This window comes from Streptomyces glomeratus, from assembly GCF_021462825.1.
Lineage (GTDB): Bacteria > Actinomycetota > Actinomycetes > Streptomycetales > Streptomycetaceae > Streptomyces > Streptomyces glomeratus.
Genome location: NZ_JAKEEB010000001.1, coordinates 318,241 through 336,097 on the forward strand (window position 1 = coordinate 318,241; position 17,857 = coordinate 336,097).

Here is a 17,857-nt window from a genome sequence, read left to right on the forward strand (position 1 = left end):
CCGGAGGCCCTACGCTTGAAGGCTGACCGTCCCCCGTGCGCAGGAGTGAAATGGCCGTCAACCTGGTCAATGTCGAGAACATCAGCAAGGTGTACGGCACCCGTGCCCTGCTCGACGGTGTCTCACTCGGCGTGTCCGAAGGGGACCGCATCGGAGTCGTCGGACGCAACGGCGACGGCAAGACCACCCTGATCCGGATGCTCGCCAAGCTGGAGGAGGCCGACTCCGGCCGTGTCACCCACTCCGGCGGGCTGCACCTCGGCGTGCTCACCCAGCACGACTCCCTCGACCCCGCCGCCACCGTCCGGCACGAGGTCATCCGGGACATGGCCGACCACGAGTGGGCGGGCAACGCCAAGATCCGGGACGTGCTCACGGGACTGTTCGGCGGGCTCGACCTGCCCGGGTTCCCGAAGGGACTCGACACCGTCATCGGCCCCCTGTCCGGTGGTGAGCGGCGCCGTATCGCGCTCGCCAAGCTGCTCATCGCCGAGCAGGACCTGATCGTTCTCGACGAGCCCACCAACCACCTCGACGTAGAGGGCATCGCCTGGCTCGCGAACCACCTGCGCGAGCGCCGCTCCGCGCTGGTGTGCGTCACCCACGACCGGTGGTTCCTCGACCAGGTGTGCACCCGGATGTGGGACGTGCAGCGGGGCACGGTCCACGAGTACGAGGGCGGCTACTCCGACTATGTCTTCGCCCGTGCCGAGCGCGAGCGCATCGCCGCCTCGGAGGAGGCCAAGCGGCAGAACCTGGTCAGGAAGGAGCTGGCCTGGCTGCGGCGCGGCGCGCCCGCCAGGACCTCCAAGCCCCGCTTCCGGGTCGAGGCCGCCAACGAGCTGATCAAGGACGTGCCGCCGCCCCGGGACAGCAGCGAGCTGATGAAGTTCGCCTCCTCCCGGCTCGGGAAAACCGTCTTCGACGTCGAGGACATCACGGTGCAGGCCGGACCGAAGGTGCTGCTCAAGCACGTCACCTGGCAGCTCGGCCCCGGCGACCGCATCGGCCTGCTCGGGGTGAACGGCGCCGGCAAGACCTCCCTGCTGCGTGCGCTGGCCGACGCCGCGCGCAGCCAGGGGGAGACGCAGCCCGCCGGCGGCCGGATCGTCGTCGGCAAGACCGTCAAGCTCGCCTACCTGTCGCAGGAGGTCGCCGAACTGGACCCGAGCTGGCGCGTGCTGGAGGCCGTGCAGCGGGTGCGGGAGCGGGTCGACCTCGGCAAGGGGCGCGAGATGACCGCGGGGCAGCTGTGCGAGACCTTCGGCTTCACCAAGGAGAAGCAGTGGACGCCCGTGGGGGACCTCTCCGGCGGTGAGCGCCGGCGGCTGCAGCTGCTGCGGCTGCTCATGGACGAGCCGAACGTGCTGTTCCTCGACGAGCCCACCAACGACCTCGACATCGAGACCCTCACCCAGCTCGAGGACCTGCTCGACGGCTGGCCCGGCTCGATGATCGTGATCTCCCACGACCGGTTCTTCGTGGAGCGCACGACCGACAAGGTGTACGCCCTCCTCGGCGACTCCACGCTGCGGATGCTGCCGCGCGGCATCGACGAGTACCTGGAGCGGCGTCACCGCATGGAGGAAGCCGCCGCGGCCGCCGCTCCGGCGCCCGTGGCCGCGAAGACCTCCGTCTCGGCCGCCGACGCCCGTGCCGCCAAGAAGGAACTGCAGCGGATCGAGCGGCAGCTGGACAAGATCTCCGAGCGGGAGGCCAAGCTGCACGAGCAGATCGCCGAGCACGCGACGGACTTCGGGAAGGTGGCCGGTCTGGACGCCGAACTGCGGGCGCTCGCCGGCGAGCGGGAGGAGCTGGAGCTGCGCTGGCTGGAACTCGCCGAGGACGCGTAGGCGTTCGGCGGACGCTGCGCACGCGGCGGCCCTGCGCCGTACACCCCCTCGGGTGCGGCACCGGGGAGCGCGCGGGAGCTCTCGGGCGCTCTCGGTGAGGGCCTCGCTCCTGTTCAGGGGCGGGGCCCTGCACGTACCCCTCATCAGGCGCGAATAGGCGGGATTTCGGCAATCCGGGGCGCTTCTCACCAGTAGGGGAAGCGCAACGTCGAACAAGCGTGTAGCTTCCGGGGGCAGGGAGGGCGGGGGGTGCGCCGGGGGGCCTCTGTCCGTGCGGGCCAGTGGGCATCCATAGTGGGCATCCATGGGGGGGACTGGGGGGTTGCTCGATGGGAGTGCGGCTCATGGTGGTCGACGACCACCGACTGCTTGCCGAGGCACTGGCCTCGGCGCTGAAACTGCGGGGGCACCGGGTGCTCGCCGCGGCGGCACCCGCCGCGGGCGCGGCGGAACTGGTGATCACCAGGGCGCCCGAGGTGTGCCTGCTGGGCACGGCGACACCCGACGAGCCCGGGGCCTTCGACCCGGTGGTGCGCATCAAGCGGGAGCGTCCTCAGGTGGCGGTGCTGGTCCTCGGGCCGGTGCCGAACCCGCGGGGCATCGCCGCGGCCTTCGCCGCCGGCGCCTCGGGCTACGTACGCCACGACGAGCGGATCGAGGGCGTCGAGCGGGCGATCATGAAGGCGCGGGCGGGGGAGGCGGCGGTGGCGCCGCAGCTGTTGCAGGGCGCGTTCAGCGAGCTGCTCAACCCGGCGGCGCAGCCGGACGACGAGGGGCAGCGCCTGCTGCAGATGCTCACCCCGCGCGAGGTGGAGGTACTGGTGCGGGTCGCGGACGGCGAGGACACCCGGCTGATCGCGGCCGGCATGGGCATAGCCCCCTCCACGGCCCGCACCCATGTGCAGCGGGTTCTGATGAAACTGGGCGTCGGCTCCCGGCTGGAGGCGGCGGCCCTCGCTGCGCGCACCGGCCTGCTGGACCGCGCGGGCCCACGGCCGCCCGCCGCCTCACCGCGCACGGGCTCGGGGGCCCCTCAGTAGGGCGAGCCCTTCAGGAGGAGGGAAGAGCGGCGGGCCGGGGTCCCGAGGGGCCCCGGCCGCCCGTCCGTGTCACTCGGGCTTCTTCTCCGTCAGCGGCGGGGCCGGTGGGGCCGCCGGGCGCAGCAGGAGCCAGAGCAGGAAGAACAGGCCGAGCAGCAGCATGCCCAGGCCCGTCCACAGGTTGATGTTGACGCCCTGGGCCTTGGCGATCTCGGCGTCGGAGGCCGTGAAGCCCGCGATCATGACGATGATGCCGTAGATCACGAACAGGCCGCCGATGATGCGGCGCAGGTCGAAGATGCGGGCTGCGGTCGCGGACTGGGACTCCAGCTCGGTGACTTCGCGCTGGACCTCGTGCTCGGAGTACTCGGACATGGTTTCTCCATCCTCCCGCGGTCAGATCGAGAACGGGATGTAGCAGGCGGCGGCGAGGACGACCGCACCCCAGCCCAGCAGGGCCGGCTTGCGGTACCAGGCGTCGTCGCCCGCGGCGGGCGGCTCGGCCATGCCGGGGGACCTGGTGCCGTACACCAGTCCCTGGAGGCTCTCCTCCGGCTTGGGCGCGGTGAACAGCGACACCGCCACCATGACGACCGCGCCGGCCACGAAACCGGCGATCGCGGAGACGAAGTTGGCGCCCTGGTCGGAGGGAATGCCGATGATGCCGTTCTTGTAGATGACGAAGTAGTTCACCATCGCGGTCACCGTGCCGGCGAGCAGACCCCAGAAGCCGGACTTCGCGGACGCGCGCTTCCAGAACATGCCGACGATGAACACCACGAACATCGGTACGTTGAAGAAGGAGAACAGCGTCTGCAGGTAGCTCATGATGTTCGAGAACGACGACGCCAGGAACGCCGTGCCGATCGACGCGAGCACGCCGATCGCCGTGATGAGGCGGCCGAACCGCACGTAGTACAGGTCCTCGCGGTGCTTGACCGCGTACTTCGCCCAGATGTCGTTGGTGAACACCGTGTTGAAGGACGAGACGTTGGCCGCCATGCCGGCCATGAAGGCGGCGAGCAGTCCGGTCACCGCGATGCCGAGCACGCCGTTGGGCAGCAGCTCCTGCATCAGGTACGGGATGGCGTCGTTGTACTGGAGGCCGGAGCCGGGGGTGCCGAACTTGGGGACCAGGGCGGCGGCGACCAGACCGGGGATCATCACCAGAAACACGATGAAGATCTTCGGGTAGGCGGCGATCAGCGGGGTGCGCTGGGCGGCGGAGAGGTTCTTGGCGGACAGGGCGCGCTGTACCTCGGCGAAGTTGGTCGTCCAGTAGCCGAAGGACAGGACGAAGCCGAGGCCGAGGACGATCGTGAGCCAGTTCGCGCCCAGCGGGTTGGCGTGGCCGATGCCGGTGCCGCCCCATGCGGTGACGAAGTCGTGGCCGTGCGTCGCGCCGAGCTTGTCGGTCAGTCCGCCCCAGCCTCCGGCCTTCCTCAGGCCGAGCACGGTGATGGGGATGAGGGCCGCGAGGATGACGAAGAACTGCAGCACCTCGTTGTAGATCGCGGACGACAGGCCGCCGAGGGTGATGTAGGCGAGGACGAAGAAGCCGGCGACCACGATCGCCACCCACTGGGGCCAGCCGAGCAGTGCCTCGACGACGATCGCGAGCGCGTAGAGGTTCACACCGGCGATGAGGATGGCGGCGAAGGCGAACAGGACGGAACTGAGCAGATGGGCCGACCTGTCGAAGCGGAGCAGCAGGAACTCGGGGACCGAGCGGACCTTGGAGCCGTAGTAGAAGGGCATCATCACCAGGCCCAGGAACACCATGGCCGGGATGGCGCCGATCCAGTACCAGTGCACCGTGTAGGCGCCGTACTGGGCGCTGTTGGCGGCCATGCCGAGGATCTCGGTGGCCGCCAGGTTCGCCGAGATGAACGCCAGGCCGGTGATCCAGGCGGGCAGGGAGCGCCCGGAGAGGAAGAAGTCGAGGCTGGTCTTCACGGAGCGGCGGGCGGCGAAGCCGATGCCCAGGACGACGGCGAAGTAGATCCCGAGGATCGTGTAGTCGAGGCCGTTGGTCGGCAGCCGTAGACCGGCTGCCAGAACGGTGGGGCCGACGGCCGGGTATGTGGGGGTCAGCATGATCACTCGCTTCGTTGCGTGAACCAATCAGTGCGGAACCTACGCCTCGGCATTCGATTTCTGAACACTTCTGATGATGCCCTTTGTTGGATTGTGATGTTGACTGCCGTGGTGGGTCGTGGTTTGTTGTGTTGGGTTATGTTCGAAGGTGCATCCTGAGTGGATGGCGAGTCCGGCAGTGCAGCAGAAAGGCAAGGCGTCGTGAAGAAGACCTCGACCCGGCTGGCCGACGGTCGCGAGCTCATCTACTACGACCTGCACGACGACGCCGTACGCGACGCGATGGACCGCCGGCCGCTGGAGCGGACCGTCACGACCTCCGAGATCCGCCGCGACCCGCTGCTCGGCGACTCCGTCGCCGTCGCCTCCCACCGCCAGGGGCGCACCTACCTGCCGCCCGCCGACGAGTGCCCCCTGTGCCCCTCCCGGGGGGACCGGCTGAGCGAGATCCCGGACTCCTCCTACGACGTCGTCGTCTTCGAGAACCGCTTCCCCTCGCTCGCCGGCGACTCCGGACGCTGCGAGGTCGTCTGCTTCACCTCCGACCACAACGCCTCCTTCGCCGACCTGACCGAACAGCAGGCGCGGCTGGTCCTGGACGCCTGGACCGACCGCACCGCGGAGCTGTCCCACCTGCCCGCCGTCGAGCAGGTCTTCTGCTTCGAGAACCGCGGCCGCGAGATCGGCGTGACCCTCGGTCACCCGCACGGCCAGATCTACGCATACCCCTTCACCACCCCGCGCACCGCCCTCATGCTGCGTTCGCTCGCGGCGCACAAGGAGGCAACCGGCGGCGAGAACCTGTTCGACGCCGTGCTGGAGCGCGAGCTGGCCGACGAGCGGGTCGTCCTGCGGGGTGAGCACTGGGCCGCCTTCGTTCCCTACGCCGCGCACTGGCCGTACGAGGTTCACCTCTATCCTCGGCGCCGCGTCCCCGACCTGCTCGCGCTGGACGAGGCCGCCCGCACAGAGTTCCCCCAGGTCTATCTGGAACTCTTGAAGCGCTTCGACCGGATCTTCGGCGACCGGGAGGCTCCGACGCCCTACATCGCCGCCTGGCACCAGGCGCCGTTCGGTGCGAGAAAGGGCGAGGAGGGCGCAGCCGTCAACCGTGACGACTTCGCGCTCCACCTCGAGCTTTTCACCATTCGCCGCACTTCGGGCAAGCTGAAGTTTCTCGCGGGTTCCGAGTCCGGCATGAACGTGTTCATCAACGACGTGCCGCCGGAAGCCGCGGCCCAGCGACTGCGAGAGGTAGCAAGTTCATGAGCGGGAAGTACCTGGTCACCGGTGGCGCGGGCTATGTGGGCAGCGTGGTCGCGCAGCACCTGCTGGAAGCCGGCCACGAGGTCGTCGTCCTCGACAACCTCTCCACCGGCTTCCGCGAGGGCGTACCGGCGGGCGCTTCCTTCGTCGAGGGCGACATCCGCGACGCCGCCAAGTGGCTGGACCCCTCCTTCGACGCGGTCCTGCACTTCGCCGCGTTCTCGCAGGTCGGCGAGTCGGTCGTGAAGCCCGAGAAGTACTGGGACAACAACGTCGGCGGCACGATGGCACTGCTCGGCGCGATGCGCGAGACGGGCGTGCGCAAGCTCGTCTTCTCCTCCACCGCCGCGACCTACGGCGAGCCGGTCAGCACCCCGATCACCGAGACCGACCCGACCGCGCCGACCTCCCCCTACGGCGCCTCCAAGCTCGCCGTCGACCACATGATCAGCGGCGAGGCGGCCGCGCACGGCCTGGGCGCGGTGTCCCTGCGCTACTTCAACGTCGCGGGCGCCTACGGCAGCTGCGGTGAGCGGCACGACCCGGAGTCCCACCTGATCCCGCTCGTCCTGCAGGTCGCGCAGGGCAGGCGGGAGGCCATCTCGGTGTTCGGCGACGACTACCCGACGCCGGACGGCACCTGCGTCCGCGACTACATCCACGTCGCGGACCTCGCGGAGGCCCACCTGCTGGCCCTGGACGCCGCCACCCCCGGCGAGCACCTGATCTGCAACCTCGGCAACGGCAACGGCTTCTCGGTGCGGGAGGTCATCGAGACCGTGCGCCGGGTCACCGGCCACCCGATCCCGGAGGTCGTGGCTCCGCGCCGGGGCGGCGACCCGGCGGTCCTGGTCGCCTCCGCGGCCACGGCCCGTGAGCGGCTGGGCTGGAACCCGTCCCGGGCGGACCTCGCGGGCATCGTCGCGGACGCCTGGCAGTTCGCGCAGAGCATCGCAAGGGGGCAGTAGGTGGGCGTACGCGAGGGGTTCACGCAGCTGTACGGGACGGCTCCCGAGGGCGTCTGGGCGGCACCGGGCAGGGTCAACCTGATCGGCGAGTACACGGACTTCAACGAAGGGTTCGTGATGCCGTTCGCCTTGCCGCACACGGCAGTCGCCGCGGTCTCCCGCCGCACCGACGGCGTGCTGCGACTGCACTCGGCGGACATCGAGGGCCCGGTCGTCGAACTGCACGTCGACGAGCTCCGGCCGCGGACGGACACCGGCTGGGCCGCCTACCCGGCGGGTGTCGTCTGGGTGCTGCGCGCGGCGGGCCACCCGGTCACCGGCGCCGACCTCCATCTGTCCTCCACGGTGCCGACGGGCGCGGGGCTGTCCTCGTCGGCGGCGCTGGAGGTGGTCACCGCCCTCGCGCTCGACGACCTCTACGGGCTCGGCCTGACCCGCCCCGAGCTGGCGGAGCTCGCCCAGCGCGCCGAGAACGACTTCGTGGGCGTGCCGTGCGGCGTCATGGACCAGATGGCGTCGGCCTGCTCCACACAGGGCCACGCCCTGCACCTCGACTGCCGTGACCTGTCCCTGCGTCAGATCCCCTTCGACCTCGCCGCCCAGGGCCTCGCGCTGCTCGTCGTCGACACCCGGGTGAAGCATGCGCTGGGCGACGGGGCGTACGCCGAGCGGCGCGAGGGGTGCGAGGAGGGCGCACGGCAGCTCGGCGTCTCCCATTTGCGGGACATCGCGTACGAGGACCTTCAGGATGCGCTCACGCGCCTGTCGGACGAGCGGGTGCGCCGCTATGTGCGCCATGTGGTCTCGGACGACCACCGTGTCGACCGGGTCGTCGCCCTGCTGGACGCGGGCGAGGTCCGGGCGATCGGGCCCCTGCTGACGGAGGGTCATCTCTCTCTGCGGGACGACCTGCGCATCTCCTGCCCGGAGCTGGACCTGGTGGTGGACACGGCGAACGCGTCCGGCGCACTGGGTGCCCGGATGACGGGCGGCGGCTTCGGCGGCTCGGCGATCGTCCTGGCGGAGGCCGCCGACGCGGACACGGTCACGAAGGCGATCGAGGAGGCTTTCGGTGCCGCCGGTTTCACGGCCCCCCGGGTGTTCCCGGCGGTGCCGTCGGCAGGGGCCCGCCGGCTCGGCTGAGCTTCTTGGTCAGCGTGTACTCCGTGATCCCCGGCGGATAGTCGGGGATCACGCACACCACCTCGTAACCCTGCTTCCGGTAGAAATCGGGGGCCTGGAAGTCCCATGTCTCCAGGCGCGCGGCCAGGCAGCCGCGCTCCTCGCGCGCGACACGCTCCGCCTGAGCGAGCAGACGCGTGCCGAGGCCCGTACCGCGGTGGCGCTCGTCCACCCACAGATAGGCCACGTGCAGCCAGCTCGCCCAGGTGTAGCCGACCAGTCCGCCCGCCAGATCCCCTGCCGCGTCGAACGCCCAGACGTGCAGTGGGACTTCGCGCTCCCCCGGTGTCCCACGCAGCGCGCGCAGCACCGGTGAGGCCGCTGTATTCGCCTCCAGCAGCCGAGAGCGGAGCAGATCGCGCCGCTCCTTGTCGACTTCTGTCTCCATACGAAACATGCGGCACACCATAAACGCCCTGGCCAACCAGTTCTGCAAAATTCCTTCCGCTCCGGGCCGACGGCCCTACCCTGTGAACAGCGCCGGTGGGGGCCGGTGCTGATCAGGGGGCGAAACAGTCGGGTACGACGCTCGGGGTGGGGTAGCTGTTCCAGCACGGCGGCGGCCGTGTGGCTGCGGTGCCCCGTCCCAGGCGGAAAACCGGGGAGCATTCCGGGCGCTGTACTCGCGCCGGTCGTCCCCCGAGCAGTGGGGGTTTCAGTGGTGCGCATCCGAGTCCTGGTCGTCGACGACCACCGCATCTTCGCCGAGTCGCTCGCGGCCGCCCTGGCCGCCGAGCCCGATGTCGAGGTGTCCGCGGCCGGCAGTGGTCCGGCCGCTCTGCGCTGCCTGGACCGCGCGGCCGCGGAGGGCCGCAGGTTCGACGTGATGCTCGTCGACGCGGACCTCGGCGGCAACCTTCCGGGCTCGCGTCCGGCGGTCCCCGTCCAGGAGGCCAACGAGGACGGGCTCGTCGACGGCATCTCACTCGTCGCCGGTGTCCGCTCCGGACAGCCCGGCGTGCGGATCGTCGTGCTCGCCGAGAAGGACGACCCGCGCCGGGCCGCCGTCGCCCTTCAGGCGGGCGCCTCCGGCTGGGTCGCCAAGGACTGTTCGCTGTCCCGGCTGCTCACCGTCATCCGGGGCGTGCTGCGCGACGAGACGCATCTTCCGCCCGCCCTGCTCACCGGTGTCCTGCGCGAGCTGACCGCGGCCCGCAAGCACCGCACCGAGAGCGAGCGTCTGGTGGAGTCCCTGACACCCCGGGAGCGCGAAGTACTGCGGTGTATGGTCGCCGGGCTCGGCCGCAAGGCCGTCGCCGAGCGGCTGTTCCTGTCCCCGCACACCGTCCGCACCCATATGCAGAACGTGCTGGGGAAGCTGGGCGTCCACTCCACCCTCGCCGCCGTCGCCCTCGCCCGCCGTGCCGGGGTCGGGCCGGTCGACCTAGCCGGGGATGTTGTCGAACGGGGCGGTCAGCTGGCGTAGCAGCGCGGCCAGTTCACCGCGCTGGGCCGAGCTCAGCTCCGACAGGATCGCGCGCTCCTGGTCGAGCAGTCCGGCCAGCGCCTGGTCCGCCCGGTCCCGGCCCTCGTCGGTGAGGCGCACCAGTACGCCCCGGCGGTCGCTGGGGTCGGGCAGCCGCTCGACCAGGCCCTTCTTCGCCAGGCGGTCGATGCGGTTGGTCATCGTGCCCGAGGTGACCAGTGTCTGGGTCAGCAGCTGCCCGGGGGAGAGCTGATAGGGGGTGCCGGCCCGGCGGAGCGCGGTGAGAACGTCGAACTCCCAGGGCTCCAGGCTGTGCTCGGAGAATGCCAGCCGGCGCGCACGGTCCAGGTGCCGGGCCAGCCTGCTCACCCGGCTGAGGACCTCGAGCGGTTCCACGTCGAGGTCCGGGCGCTCCCGGCGCCATGCCGCGACCAGCCGATCGACCTCGTCCTCCATGACGATCAGTGTAGTGGTTGTGTCGACATGAAGTCTCTTGACATTGAGTCTCTTGACGTCGAGAGAGTCTCGATACGAAGATGACCCTGCGCACGGAGGCGTCGTCAAACGGGGGCGACGCCTCCGGCGCGGACGTCGAGCCGTCGCCACGAGGAGGCCTCGCCATGCCCGCCGCACCCGCCTGGGACCCCGCTCAGTACCTGCGCCACGCAGATCACCGCGCCCGCCCCTTCGTCGACCTGCTCGCCCGCGTCCCCATGTTGCCCGACAGCCCGCCCCGCATCGCCGACCTCGGCTGCGGCCCCGGCAACGTCACCGTCCTGCTCGCCGACCGCTGGCCCGCCGCCCACATCACCGGCTACGACAACTCGCCGGAGATGCTCGACCGGGCCCACACCCACCATGAAGGCCCCACCGCGGACGGGGGTACCTCCCTGTTCGAGCGAAGCCGGGAACTTGGGGGAGGCCGCCTCGACTTCGCCCACGCCGACGCCCGCACCTGGACGCCCGCGGAGCCGTACGACCTGATCATCAGCAACGCCACCCTGCAATGGGTGCCCGGACACACCGCACGCTTCCCCGACTGGGTGGACGCGCTGAAGCCGGGCGGCACCTTCGCCTTCCAGGTGCCCGGAAACTTCGACTCCCCCAGCCACCGCCTGATGAGGGAGCTCGCCCACTCGGCCCGCTGGAAGGACCGCCTCGCCGGCACCCTGCGCCATGACGACGCCGTGCTCACCCCCGGGGCCTACCTGGAGCAGCTCACCGCCCTCGGCTGCACCGCCGACGTCTGGGAGACGACGTACCTGCATCTGCTTCAGGGCGAGGACCCGGTCCTGGACTGGGTGAAGGGCACCGGGCTACGGCCGGTCCTCACCGAGCTGGGCGAGGAGGCGGAGGAGTTCCTCACCGACTACCGCGCCGCGCTGCGGGAGGCGTATCCGGCGACCGGGCATGGCACGGTCTTCCCGTTCCGCCGTATCTTCGCCGTCGCCACGAAGGGCGCCTGAGCCGTGCTGGCCGCCGTCGACCACGTCCAGCTGGCCGCCCCGCCCGGCTCCGAGGACCTGCTGCGGGCGTACTACGTGGACGTCCTCGGCATGACCGAGATCCCGAAGCCGCCTGTCCTGGCCGCACGCGGCGGCTGCTGGTTCCAGGCCGGGGACGTGCAGCTGCACCTGGGCATCGAGGAGGATTTCCGGCCCGCGAGGAAGGCGCACCCGGGGCTGCGGGTGAGTGCCATCGCGGCGTACGCCGCCCGGCTCGCCTGGCGTGGAGCGGCGGTGACCTGGGACGACGACCTGCCGGGGCACCGGCGCTTCTACTCGGAGGATCCGGTGGGGAACCGCTTGGAGTTCCTGGAGCCGGTGGCTACAGACGCCTGAGAGCGTCCAGCGTGATGTCCGCGGCTCAGCTCTTGCGATGACCTATCAGCCGAGGCTTCGGCTCCAGACCGTCCAGACCGTGCCACGCCAGGTTCACCAGATGCGCCGCCACCTCGGCCTTCTTCGGCCGGCGCACATCCAGCCACCACTGGCCCGTCAGCGCTACCATGCCCACCAGTGCCTGCGCGTACAGCGGGGCCAGCTTCGGGTCGAAGCCTCGGCTCTTGAACTCGCGGCCCAGGATGTCCTCCACCTGGGTGGCGATGTCCGAGATCAGCGAGGCGAAGGAACCCGTCGACTGCGGGATCGGCGAGTCACGGACCAGGATGCGGAACCCGTCCGTGTACTCCTCGATGTAGTCCAGCAGCGCGAACGCCGCCTGCTCGCACAGCTCCCGCGGATGCCCCGCCGTCAGCGAACTCGTCACCATGTCCAGCAGGCGCCGCATCTCGCGGTCCACCACCACCGCGTACAGGCCCTCCTTGCCGCCGAAGTGCTCGTACACCACCGGCTTGGAGACGCCTGCCTTCGCCGCGATCTCCTCCACCGACGTGCCCTCGAACCCCTTCGCGGCGAACAGTGTGCGACCGATCTCCAGCAGCTGCTGGCGGCGCTCCGCCCCGGTCATCCGGGTGCGGCGGGTCCGCCGCGGCTTGTCGGTGCTGGGAGTGCTGGAGGAGTCGGTCGCCACGTTGTCAATCATGCCGTGCCGGCGGTCGCCTTCCCGCGCCGGGAGCCGTTCCCGTCGGAGCTGCGGCGGGAATCGATACGCGAGCGTGACGGCCAGCGCACGTCGTACGCCCAGCCCAGCTGCTCGAACCAGCGGATGATCCGCGCCGAGGAGTCCAGCTGGCCCCGCTCCACCCCGTGCCGCGCCGACGTCGGATCCGCGTGGTGCAGGTTGTGCCACGACTCGCCGCACGACAGGACCGCCAGCCACCACACGTTCCCCGACCGGTCCCGCGACTTGAACGGGCGCTTGCCGACCGCGTGACAGATGGAGTTGATCGACCAGGTCACATGGTGCAGCAGCGCCACCCGGACTAGGGAACCCCAGAACAACGCCGTGAACGCGCCCCACCAGGACATCGTCACCAGACCGCCGATCAGCGGCGGCAGCAGCAGCGACACCCCCGTCCACAGCACGAACTGGCGGGAGATCGTCCGCAGCACCGGGTCCTTGATCAGGTCCGGCGCGTACTTGTCCTGCGGCGTCTGCTCCTCGTCGAACATCCAGCCGACGTGAGCCCACCACAGACCCTTCATCAGCGCGGGCACCGTCTCCCCGTAACGCCACGGAGAGTGAGGATCGCCCTCCGCGTCCGAGAACTTGTGGTGCTTGCGATGATCGGCGACCCAGCGCACCAGCGGCCCCTCCACGGCCATCGACCCGGCGATCGCCAGAGCGATCTTCAGGGGCCGCTTCGCCTTGAACGAGCCATGGGTGAAGTGGCGGTGGAAACCGATCGTGATGCCATGACAGCCCAGGTAGTAGAAGAAGACCAGCAGGCCCAGATCGAGCCAGCTCACACCCCATCCCCAGGCCAGCGGCACCGCCGCGACAAGCGCCAGGAAGGGGACGGTGATGAACAGCAACAGGGTGATCTGCTCGATCGAGCGCTTCTGCTCGCCACCCAGCGTCGCCGAGGGCAGCGCGGTGTCGTCGTTCGCCTCCGGGGCGTCTTCGATCACATCGGAGCTTGTGGTCATGGGGCGTCCCCTGTGGGGTCGAGGGTTGAGACGGGTGGCCCGGGATACGGACCGAGAGTGCTCCCCGGAACTTACGGGAGACCTTACGCTTCCGTAACCTACGGCATCGTAAGTATGGCAGTGCATCGCCCGGCGGCAAGAGCCCCGGAGCCTGCGCGTCAGCGTGGACACCTATCCTTGGAGTCGGTCGGACAGCGCGGTCCGCTCTGTTTTCTTCCCGGATGCCCGGCCCGTATGCGGCACCCGCCGCGCGGCACCGCTCCGGGTCCCCTCCCAGATGAGCTTCAACACTGCAAGGAGCCGCACCTGTGAGCAGTGCCGACGACCAGACCACGACGACCAGCAGCGAGCTGCGCGCCGACATCCGCCGACTGGGTGATCTGCTCGGCGAGACCCTCGTCCGGCAGGAGGGCCCCGAGCTCCTCGAACTGGTCGAGCGAGTCCGCCGGCTGACCCGCGAGGACGGGGAAGCCGCCGCGGAACTGCTGCGCGGCACCGAACTGGAGACCGCCGCCAAGCTGGTGCGCGCCTTCTCCACCTACTTCCACCTGGCGAACGTCACCGAGCAGGTGCACCGCGGCCGCGAACTGCGCGCCAAGCGCGCCGCCGAGGGCGGGCTCCTCGCCCGCACCGCCGACCGGCTCAAGGACGCCGACGCCGAGCACCTCCGCGACACCGTCCGCCATCTCAACGTCCGCCCCGTCTTCACCGCGCACCCCACCGAGGCCGCGCGCCGCTCCGTTCTCAACAAGCTCCGGCGCATCGCCGCTCTCCTGGACACCCCGGTCCTGGTCAGCGACCGCCGCCGCCACGACACCCGGCTCGCCGAGAACATCGACCTCGTCTGGCAGACCGACGAACTCAGAGTCGTCCGCCCGGAGCCCGCCGACGAGGCCCGCAACGCCATCTACTACCTGGACGAACTGCACGCCGGCGCCGTCGGCGACGTCCTGGAGGACCTCACCGCCGAACTGGAGCGCGTCGGCGTCAAGCTGCCCGACGGCACCCGCCCGCTCACCTTCGGCACCTGGATCGGCGGCGACCGCGACGGCAACCCCAACGTGACCCCCGAGGTCACCTGGGAGGTGCTGATCCTCCAGCACGAGCACGGCATCAACGACGCGCTGGAGATGATCGACGAGCTGCGCGGACTGCTCTCGCAGTCCATCCGCTACACCGGCGCCACCGAGGAACTCCTCGAGTCCCTCAAGGCCGACCTGGACCGGCTGCCCGGCATCAGCCCCCGCTACAAACGCCTCAACGCCGAGGAGCCCTACCGCCTCAAGGCGACCTGCATCCGCCAGAAGCTCGTCAACACCAAGAAGCGCCTGGCCAAGGGCACCGCACACCAGCCCGGACGGGACTACCTCGGCACCGCCGAGCTGCTGCACGACCTGAGGGTCATCCAGACCTCCCTGCGCGCCCACCGCGGCCACCTCTTCGCCGACGGCCACCTCGCCCGCACCATCCGCACCCTCGCCGCCTTCGGCCTCCAGCTCGCCACCATGGACGTCCGCGAGCACGCCGACGCCCACCACCACGCCCTCGGCCAGCTCTTCGACCGGCTCGGCGAGGAATCCTGGCGCTACGAGGACATGCCCCGCGAGTACCGGCACAAGCTGCTCGCCAAGGAACTGCGCTCGCGGCGGCCCCTCGCCCCCACCCCGGCCCCCCTCGACGCGGCCGGCGCCAAGACCCTCGGCGTCTTCGAGACGGTCAAGCGGGCCCTGGACGTCTTCGGCCCCGAGGTCGTCGAGTCCTACATCATCTCCATGTGCCAGGGCGCCGACGACGTGTTCGCCGCCGCCGTCCTCGCCCGCGAGGCCGGCCTCGTCGACCTGCACGCCGGCTGGGCGAAGATCGGCATCGTCCCGCTCCTGGAGACCACCGACGAGCTCAAGGCCGCCGACACCATCCTCGAGGACATGCTCGCCGACCCCTCCTACCGCCGCCTCGTCGCCCTGCGCGGCGACGTCCAGGAGGTCATGCTCGGCTACAGCGACTCCTCCAAGTTCGGCGGCATCACCACCTCCCAGTGGGAGATCCACCGCGCCCAGCGCCGCCTGCGCGACGTCGCCCACCGCTACGGCGTACGCCTGCGGCTCTTCCACGGCCGCGGCGGCACCGTCGGCCGCGGCGGCGGCCCCACCCACGACGCGATCCTCGCCCAGCCCTGGGGCACCCTCGAAGGCGAGATCAAGGTCACCGAACAGGGCGAGGTCATCTCCGACAAGTACCTCATCCCCTCCCTCGCCCGCGAGAACCTCGAACTCACCGTGGCCGCCACCCTCCAGGCATCCGCGCTGCACACGGCCCCCCGCCAGTCCGACGAGGCCCTCGCCCGCTGGGACGCCGCCATGGACGTCGTCTCCGACGCCGCCCACACCGCCTACCGCAGGCTCGTCGAGGACCCCGACCTGCCCGCCTACTTCTTCGCCTCCACCCCCGTCGACCAGCTCGCCGACCTCCACCTCGGCTCCCGTCCCTCCCGCCGCCCGGACTCCGGCGCCGGCCTCGACGGACTGCGCGCCATCCCGTGGGTGTTCGGCTGGACCCAGTCCCGCCAGATCGTCCCCGGCTGGTACGGCGTCGGCTCCGGCCTCAAGGCGCTGCGCGAGGCCGGCCTCGACACCGTGCTCGACGAGATGCACGAACAGTGGCACTTCTTCCGCAACTTCGTCTCCAACGTCGAGATGACCCTCGCCAAGACCGACCTGCGGATCGCGCGCCACTACGTGGACACCCTCGTACCCGACGAACTCAAGCACGTCTTCGAGACGATCCAGGCCGAACACGAGCTGACCGTCCGCGAGGTCCTGCGGATCACCGGCGAGAGCGACCTGCTGGACGCCCAGCCCGTCCTCAAGCAGACCTTCGCCATCCGCGACGCCTACCTGGACCCGATCTCCTACCTCCAGGTCGCCCTGCTCAAGCGCCAGCGCGACGCCGCCGCAGGCGGCGCCGAACCCGACCCGCTGCTCTCCCGCGCCCTGCTGCTGACGGTCAACGGTGTGGCGGCCGGCCTGCGCAACACCGGCTGACACCCCTGCGAACACGGCAGTGCCCCCGAGCCCCGCACGGGCCCGGGGGCACTGCCGTGCCGTACGTCAGCCCCGGCCGGCCGCCCTGCGGCGCACCACTAGGTAACCGCCCGCGGCGACCAGCGCCGCCGCGGCCCCCGCCAGCGCACCCACCGGGGCACTGCTGCCGGTCTCGGCGAGATCGCCGCCACCGCCCTGAGGCGACGGGGACGACGACGCCGCGGCGCCCGCGCCGGGCGACGCGGAGGACGCCGCGCCGGGCGACGCGTCAGGCGACGGCCCGCCGGACACCGGGGCGGACGGCGCCGCGCTCGCGGACGCGCCGGGGCCCGGCCCCTTGGCGTCACCGCAGTCCGTCCAGAACACCTTGTGCTTGGCGGCGCCCTTCTCACCGTCGAAGTTCCAGAACAGCTTGTAGTGCCCGTCGGGCAGCGACAGGTCCTGGGTACGGCCGTGGCCCCCGGAGTCCAGGGTGAGGACACCGGACTTCACCGTCTCGCCCTTGGTGGCGGCGGTCGGAGCCCAGGCCTCGATGTGCCAGTCGACCTGCTGGACGCCGTCGAACCCGAAGGCGTCCAGGTAGAACGTGCAGACGTGCGGTTCGTTACGGCGCAGCTCCTCGCCGGTCGAGGCGTCATGGATCTTCACCGTGCCGTTGTCGCCCGGCGCCGTCGCATGGGCAAGGGGAGCGGACAGCAGGGCCGCTGAGGCGGCGGCGACGAAAGCGCCGGCGCGCATGAGGGTACGCATGGGCAGTCCATCTTCGAGAAAGGTCGACGGAAGATGTGGAGGGGGCGGCTCAGCTTCCGGTCCAGACCGACCACGGGTCAATCACGAACGCACAACATACAGACCTTCCACAGAAGTGGAATTCGCCCGAACAACCTCAGAGCACCACGAAGGCGGCTGTCAGCAGCGCGATCCCCACCCCCGCCAGCAGCCACGCCGCACGCACCAGCCGCAGCCCGCCCGCCACCACGACCGACGCCAGCAGCAGCGCCCCGCCCAGCGGAATCCACGCATACAGGATCCCCGCCGGACCCGACCGCACGACGTCGTCCGAATCCGGCTTCACCACCACGGTGTACGTCCGCCCCTGCTGCACCGCGACCGTCTTCGGGATCACAACGCTCGCGCGCCGCCTCGCCCCGGACGACAGAGGAGTGAACGGACCACTGCACGTGTCCTCCCCGCACCGGGTCACCTCGACCGTGCCCCGCTCACGGCCCTTGGTCAGCATCACGTACTGCGCGGTGCCCCAGGAACCCCAGACGCCGGCGATCAGGATCAGCGCGGCGACCGTACCCATCGCCGCGAACCGCCCGAAGCGCAGCACCGCGACCGAGCCCCGGCTGGAGGAGACGGCAGAAGGCATGGCCGCGATCCTTGGCCATGCCCCTGCGCCCGGTCAACTCCGGCCCCGCCCGGCGGCC

The 17,857-nt window shown here is 70.6% G+C and carries 17 protein-coding genes; 9 read left to right on the top strand and 8 right to left on the bottom strand.

Annotated features, from left to right (window positions below):
* The first annotated feature begins 50 nt into the window (after positions 1-50).
* A complete protein-coding gene (locus tag LZ604_RS01450; RefSeq protein ID WP_234511612.1) occupies positions 51-1,853 on the top strand; it encodes an ABC-F family ATP-binding cassette domain-containing protein in 1,803 nt (600 codons plus the stop codon).
* Positions 1,854-2,182: 329 nt separating this feature from the next.
* On the top strand, positions 2,183-2,893 hold the full coding sequence (locus LZ604_RS01455; protein ID WP_234511614.1) for a helix-turn-helix transcriptional regulator: 711 nt from the start codon (positions 2,183-2,185) through the stop codon (positions 2,891-2,893).
* A gap of 69 nt (positions 2,894-2,962) precedes the next feature.
* On the opposite strand, the gene LZ604_RS01460 is transcribed toward LZ604_RS01455, so the two are convergent.
* Positions 2,963-3,268: a hypothetical protein gene (locus tag LZ604_RS01460; protein WP_234511616.1), complete on the bottom strand. Its 306-nt coding sequence runs from the start codon at positions 3,266-3,268 to the stop codon at positions 2,963-2,965.
* Between the two features lie 21 nt (positions 3,269-3,289).
* A complete protein-coding gene (locus LZ604_RS01465) occupies positions 3,290-4,990 on the bottom strand; it encodes a sodium:solute symporter family protein (RefSeq protein WP_234511618.1) in 1,701 nt (566 codons plus the stop codon).
* 201 nt (positions 4,991-5,191) lie between these two features.
* On the opposite strand from LZ604_RS01465, the gene galT reads away from it, so the two are divergent.
* From galT to galK, 3 genes are read left to right on the top strand one after another with little or no spacing between them, the layout of a single operon-like run.
* A complete protein-coding gene (galT, locus tag LZ604_RS01470) occupies positions 5,192-6,259 on the top strand; it encodes a galactose-1-phosphate uridylyltransferase (RefSeq protein WP_234511620.1) in 1,068 nt (355 codons plus the stop codon).
* On the top strand, positions 6,256-7,224 hold the full coding sequence (galE, locus tag LZ604_RS01475; RefSeq protein ID WP_234511623.1) for a UDP-glucose 4-epimerase GalE: 969 nt from the start codon (positions 6,256-6,258) through the stop codon (positions 7,222-7,224). The genes galT and galE overlap by 4 nt, the downstream gene beginning before the upstream one ends.
* Positions 7,225-8,367, top strand: coding sequence for a galactokinase (gene galK / locus LZ604_RS01480; RefSeq protein WP_234511626.1), 1,143 nt, complete (start codon positions 7,225-7,227; stop codon positions 8,365-8,367).
* Here galK and LZ604_RS01485 read toward each other — a convergent pair.
* Positions 8,309-8,815: a GNAT family N-acetyltransferase gene (locus LZ604_RS01485; protein WP_234511905.1), complete on the bottom strand. Its 507-nt coding sequence runs from the start codon at positions 8,813-8,815 to the stop codon at positions 8,309-8,311. The two genes, galK and LZ604_RS01485, sit on opposite strands and share 59 nt — an antisense overlap.
* Positions 8,816-9,064: 249 nt before the next feature.
* On the opposite strand from LZ604_RS01485, the gene LZ604_RS01490 reads away from it, so the two are divergent.
* Positions 9,065-9,832, top strand: a complete 768-nt coding sequence (locus LZ604_RS01490) for a LuxR C-terminal-related transcriptional regulator (protein ID WP_234511628.1) — start codon at positions 9,065-9,067, stop codon at positions 9,830-9,832.
* Here LZ604_RS01490 and tamR read toward each other — a convergent pair.
* Entirely contained in the window at positions 9,791-10,288 is a 498-nt protein-coding gene (gene tamR / locus LZ604_RS01495; protein WP_234511630.1) for a MarR family transcriptional regulator TamR, read from the bottom strand. The genes LZ604_RS01490 and tamR overlap by 42 nt on opposite strands.
* A gap of 164 nt (positions 10,289-10,452) precedes the next feature.
* On the opposite strand from tamR, the gene LZ604_RS01500 reads away from it, so the two are divergent.
* Together LZ604_RS01500 and LZ604_RS01505 are read left to right on the top strand one after the other, a co-directional pair.
* A complete protein-coding gene (locus LZ604_RS01500) occupies positions 10,453-11,298 on the top strand; it encodes a trans-aconitate 2-methyltransferase (RefSeq protein WP_234511632.1) in 846 nt (281 codons plus the stop codon).
* Positions 11,299-11,301: 3 nt separating this feature from the next.
* Positions 11,302-11,673, top strand: a complete 372-nt coding sequence (locus tag LZ604_RS01505) for a VOC family protein (protein ID WP_234511634.1) — start codon at positions 11,302-11,304, stop codon at positions 11,671-11,673.
* Positions 11,674-11,698: 25 nt separating this feature from the next.
* On the opposite strand, the gene LZ604_RS01510 is transcribed toward LZ604_RS01505, so the two are convergent.
* Together LZ604_RS01510 and LZ604_RS01515 are read right to left on the bottom strand one after the other, a co-directional pair.
* Positions 11,699-12,376: a TetR/AcrR family transcriptional regulator gene (locus LZ604_RS01510; RefSeq protein WP_234511637.1), complete on the bottom strand. Its 678-nt coding sequence runs from the start codon at positions 12,374-12,376 to the stop codon at positions 11,699-11,701.
* Positions 12,373-13,383 (bottom strand): acyl-CoA desaturase, encoded by a 1,011-nt coding sequence (locus tag LZ604_RS01515; RefSeq protein ID WP_234511639.1) that lies wholly within the window; start codon positions 13,381-13,383, stop codon positions 12,373-12,375. The genes LZ604_RS01510 and LZ604_RS01515 overlap by 4 nt, the downstream gene beginning before the upstream one ends.
* A gap of 308 nt (positions 13,384-13,691) precedes the next feature.
* Between LZ604_RS01515 and ppc the strand changes: the two genes are divergently transcribed.
* A complete protein-coding gene (ppc, locus tag LZ604_RS01520) occupies positions 13,692-16,424 on the top strand; it encodes a phosphoenolpyruvate carboxylase (RefSeq protein WP_234511641.1) in 2,733 nt (910 codons plus the stop codon).
* A gap of 66 nt (positions 16,425-16,490) precedes the next feature.
* On the opposite strand, the gene LZ604_RS01525 is transcribed toward ppc, so the two are convergent.
* Positions 16,491-17,174, bottom strand: a complete 684-nt coding sequence (locus LZ604_RS01525) for an LAVTG motif-containing sortase-dependent surface protein (protein ID WP_234511644.1) — start codon at positions 17,172-17,174, stop codon at positions 16,491-16,493.
* 136 nt (positions 17,175-17,310) lie between these two features.
* A complete protein-coding gene (locus LZ604_RS01530) occupies positions 17,311-17,799 on the bottom strand; it encodes a hypothetical protein (RefSeq protein ID WP_234511646.1) in 489 nt (162 codons plus the stop codon).
* Positions 17,800-17,857: the final 58 nt, after the last annotated feature.

Excerpts from the sequence above, each read along its gene's own strand:
- LZ604_RS01450 (WP_234511612.1), top strand. The coding sequence starts at position 51 with ATGGCCGTCAACCTGGTCAATGTCGAGAACATCAGCAAGGTGTACGGC.
- LZ604_RS01455 (WP_234511614.1), top strand. The coding sequence starts at position 2,183 with ATGGGAGTGCGGCTCATGGTGGTCGACGACCACCGACTGCTTGCCGAG.
- LZ604_RS01460 (WP_234511616.1), bottom strand. The coding sequence starts at position 3,268 with ATGTCCGAGTACTCCGAGCACGAGGTCCAGCGCGAAGTCACCGAGCTG.
- LZ604_RS01465 (WP_234511618.1), bottom strand. The coding sequence starts at position 4,990 with ATGCTGACCCCCACATACCCGGCCGTCGGCCCCACCGTTCTGGCAGCC.
- galE (WP_234511623.1), top strand. The coding sequence starts at position 6,256 with ATGAGCGGGAAGTACCTGGTCACCGGTGGCGCGGGCTATGTGGGCAGC.
- LZ604_RS01485 (WP_234511905.1), bottom strand. The coding sequence starts at position 8,815 with ATGGTGTGCCGCATGTTTCGTATGGAGACAGAAGTCGACAAGGAGCGG.
- tamR (WP_234511630.1), bottom strand. The coding sequence starts at position 10,288 with ATGGAGGACGAGGTCGATCGGCTGGTCGCGGCATGGCGCCGGGAGCGC.
- LZ604_RS01500 (WP_234511632.1), top strand. The coding sequence starts at position 10,453 with ATGCCCGCCGCACCCGCCTGGGACCCCGCTCAGTACCTGCGCCACGCA.
- LZ604_RS01510 (WP_234511637.1), bottom strand. The coding sequence starts at position 12,376 with ATGATTGACAACGTGGCGACCGACTCCTCCAGCACTCCCAGCACCGAC.
- LZ604_RS01515 (WP_234511639.1), bottom strand. The coding sequence starts at position 13,383 with ATGACCACAAGCTCCGATGTGATCGAAGACGCCCCGGAGGCGAACGAC.
- LZ604_RS01525 (WP_234511644.1), bottom strand. The coding sequence starts at position 17,174 with ATGCGTACCCTCATGCGCGCCGGCGCTTTCGTCGCCGCCGCCTCAGCG.
- LZ604_RS01530 (WP_234511646.1), bottom strand. The coding sequence starts at position 17,799 with ATGCCTTCTGCCGTCTCCTCCAGCCGGGGCTCGGTCGCGGTGCTGCGC.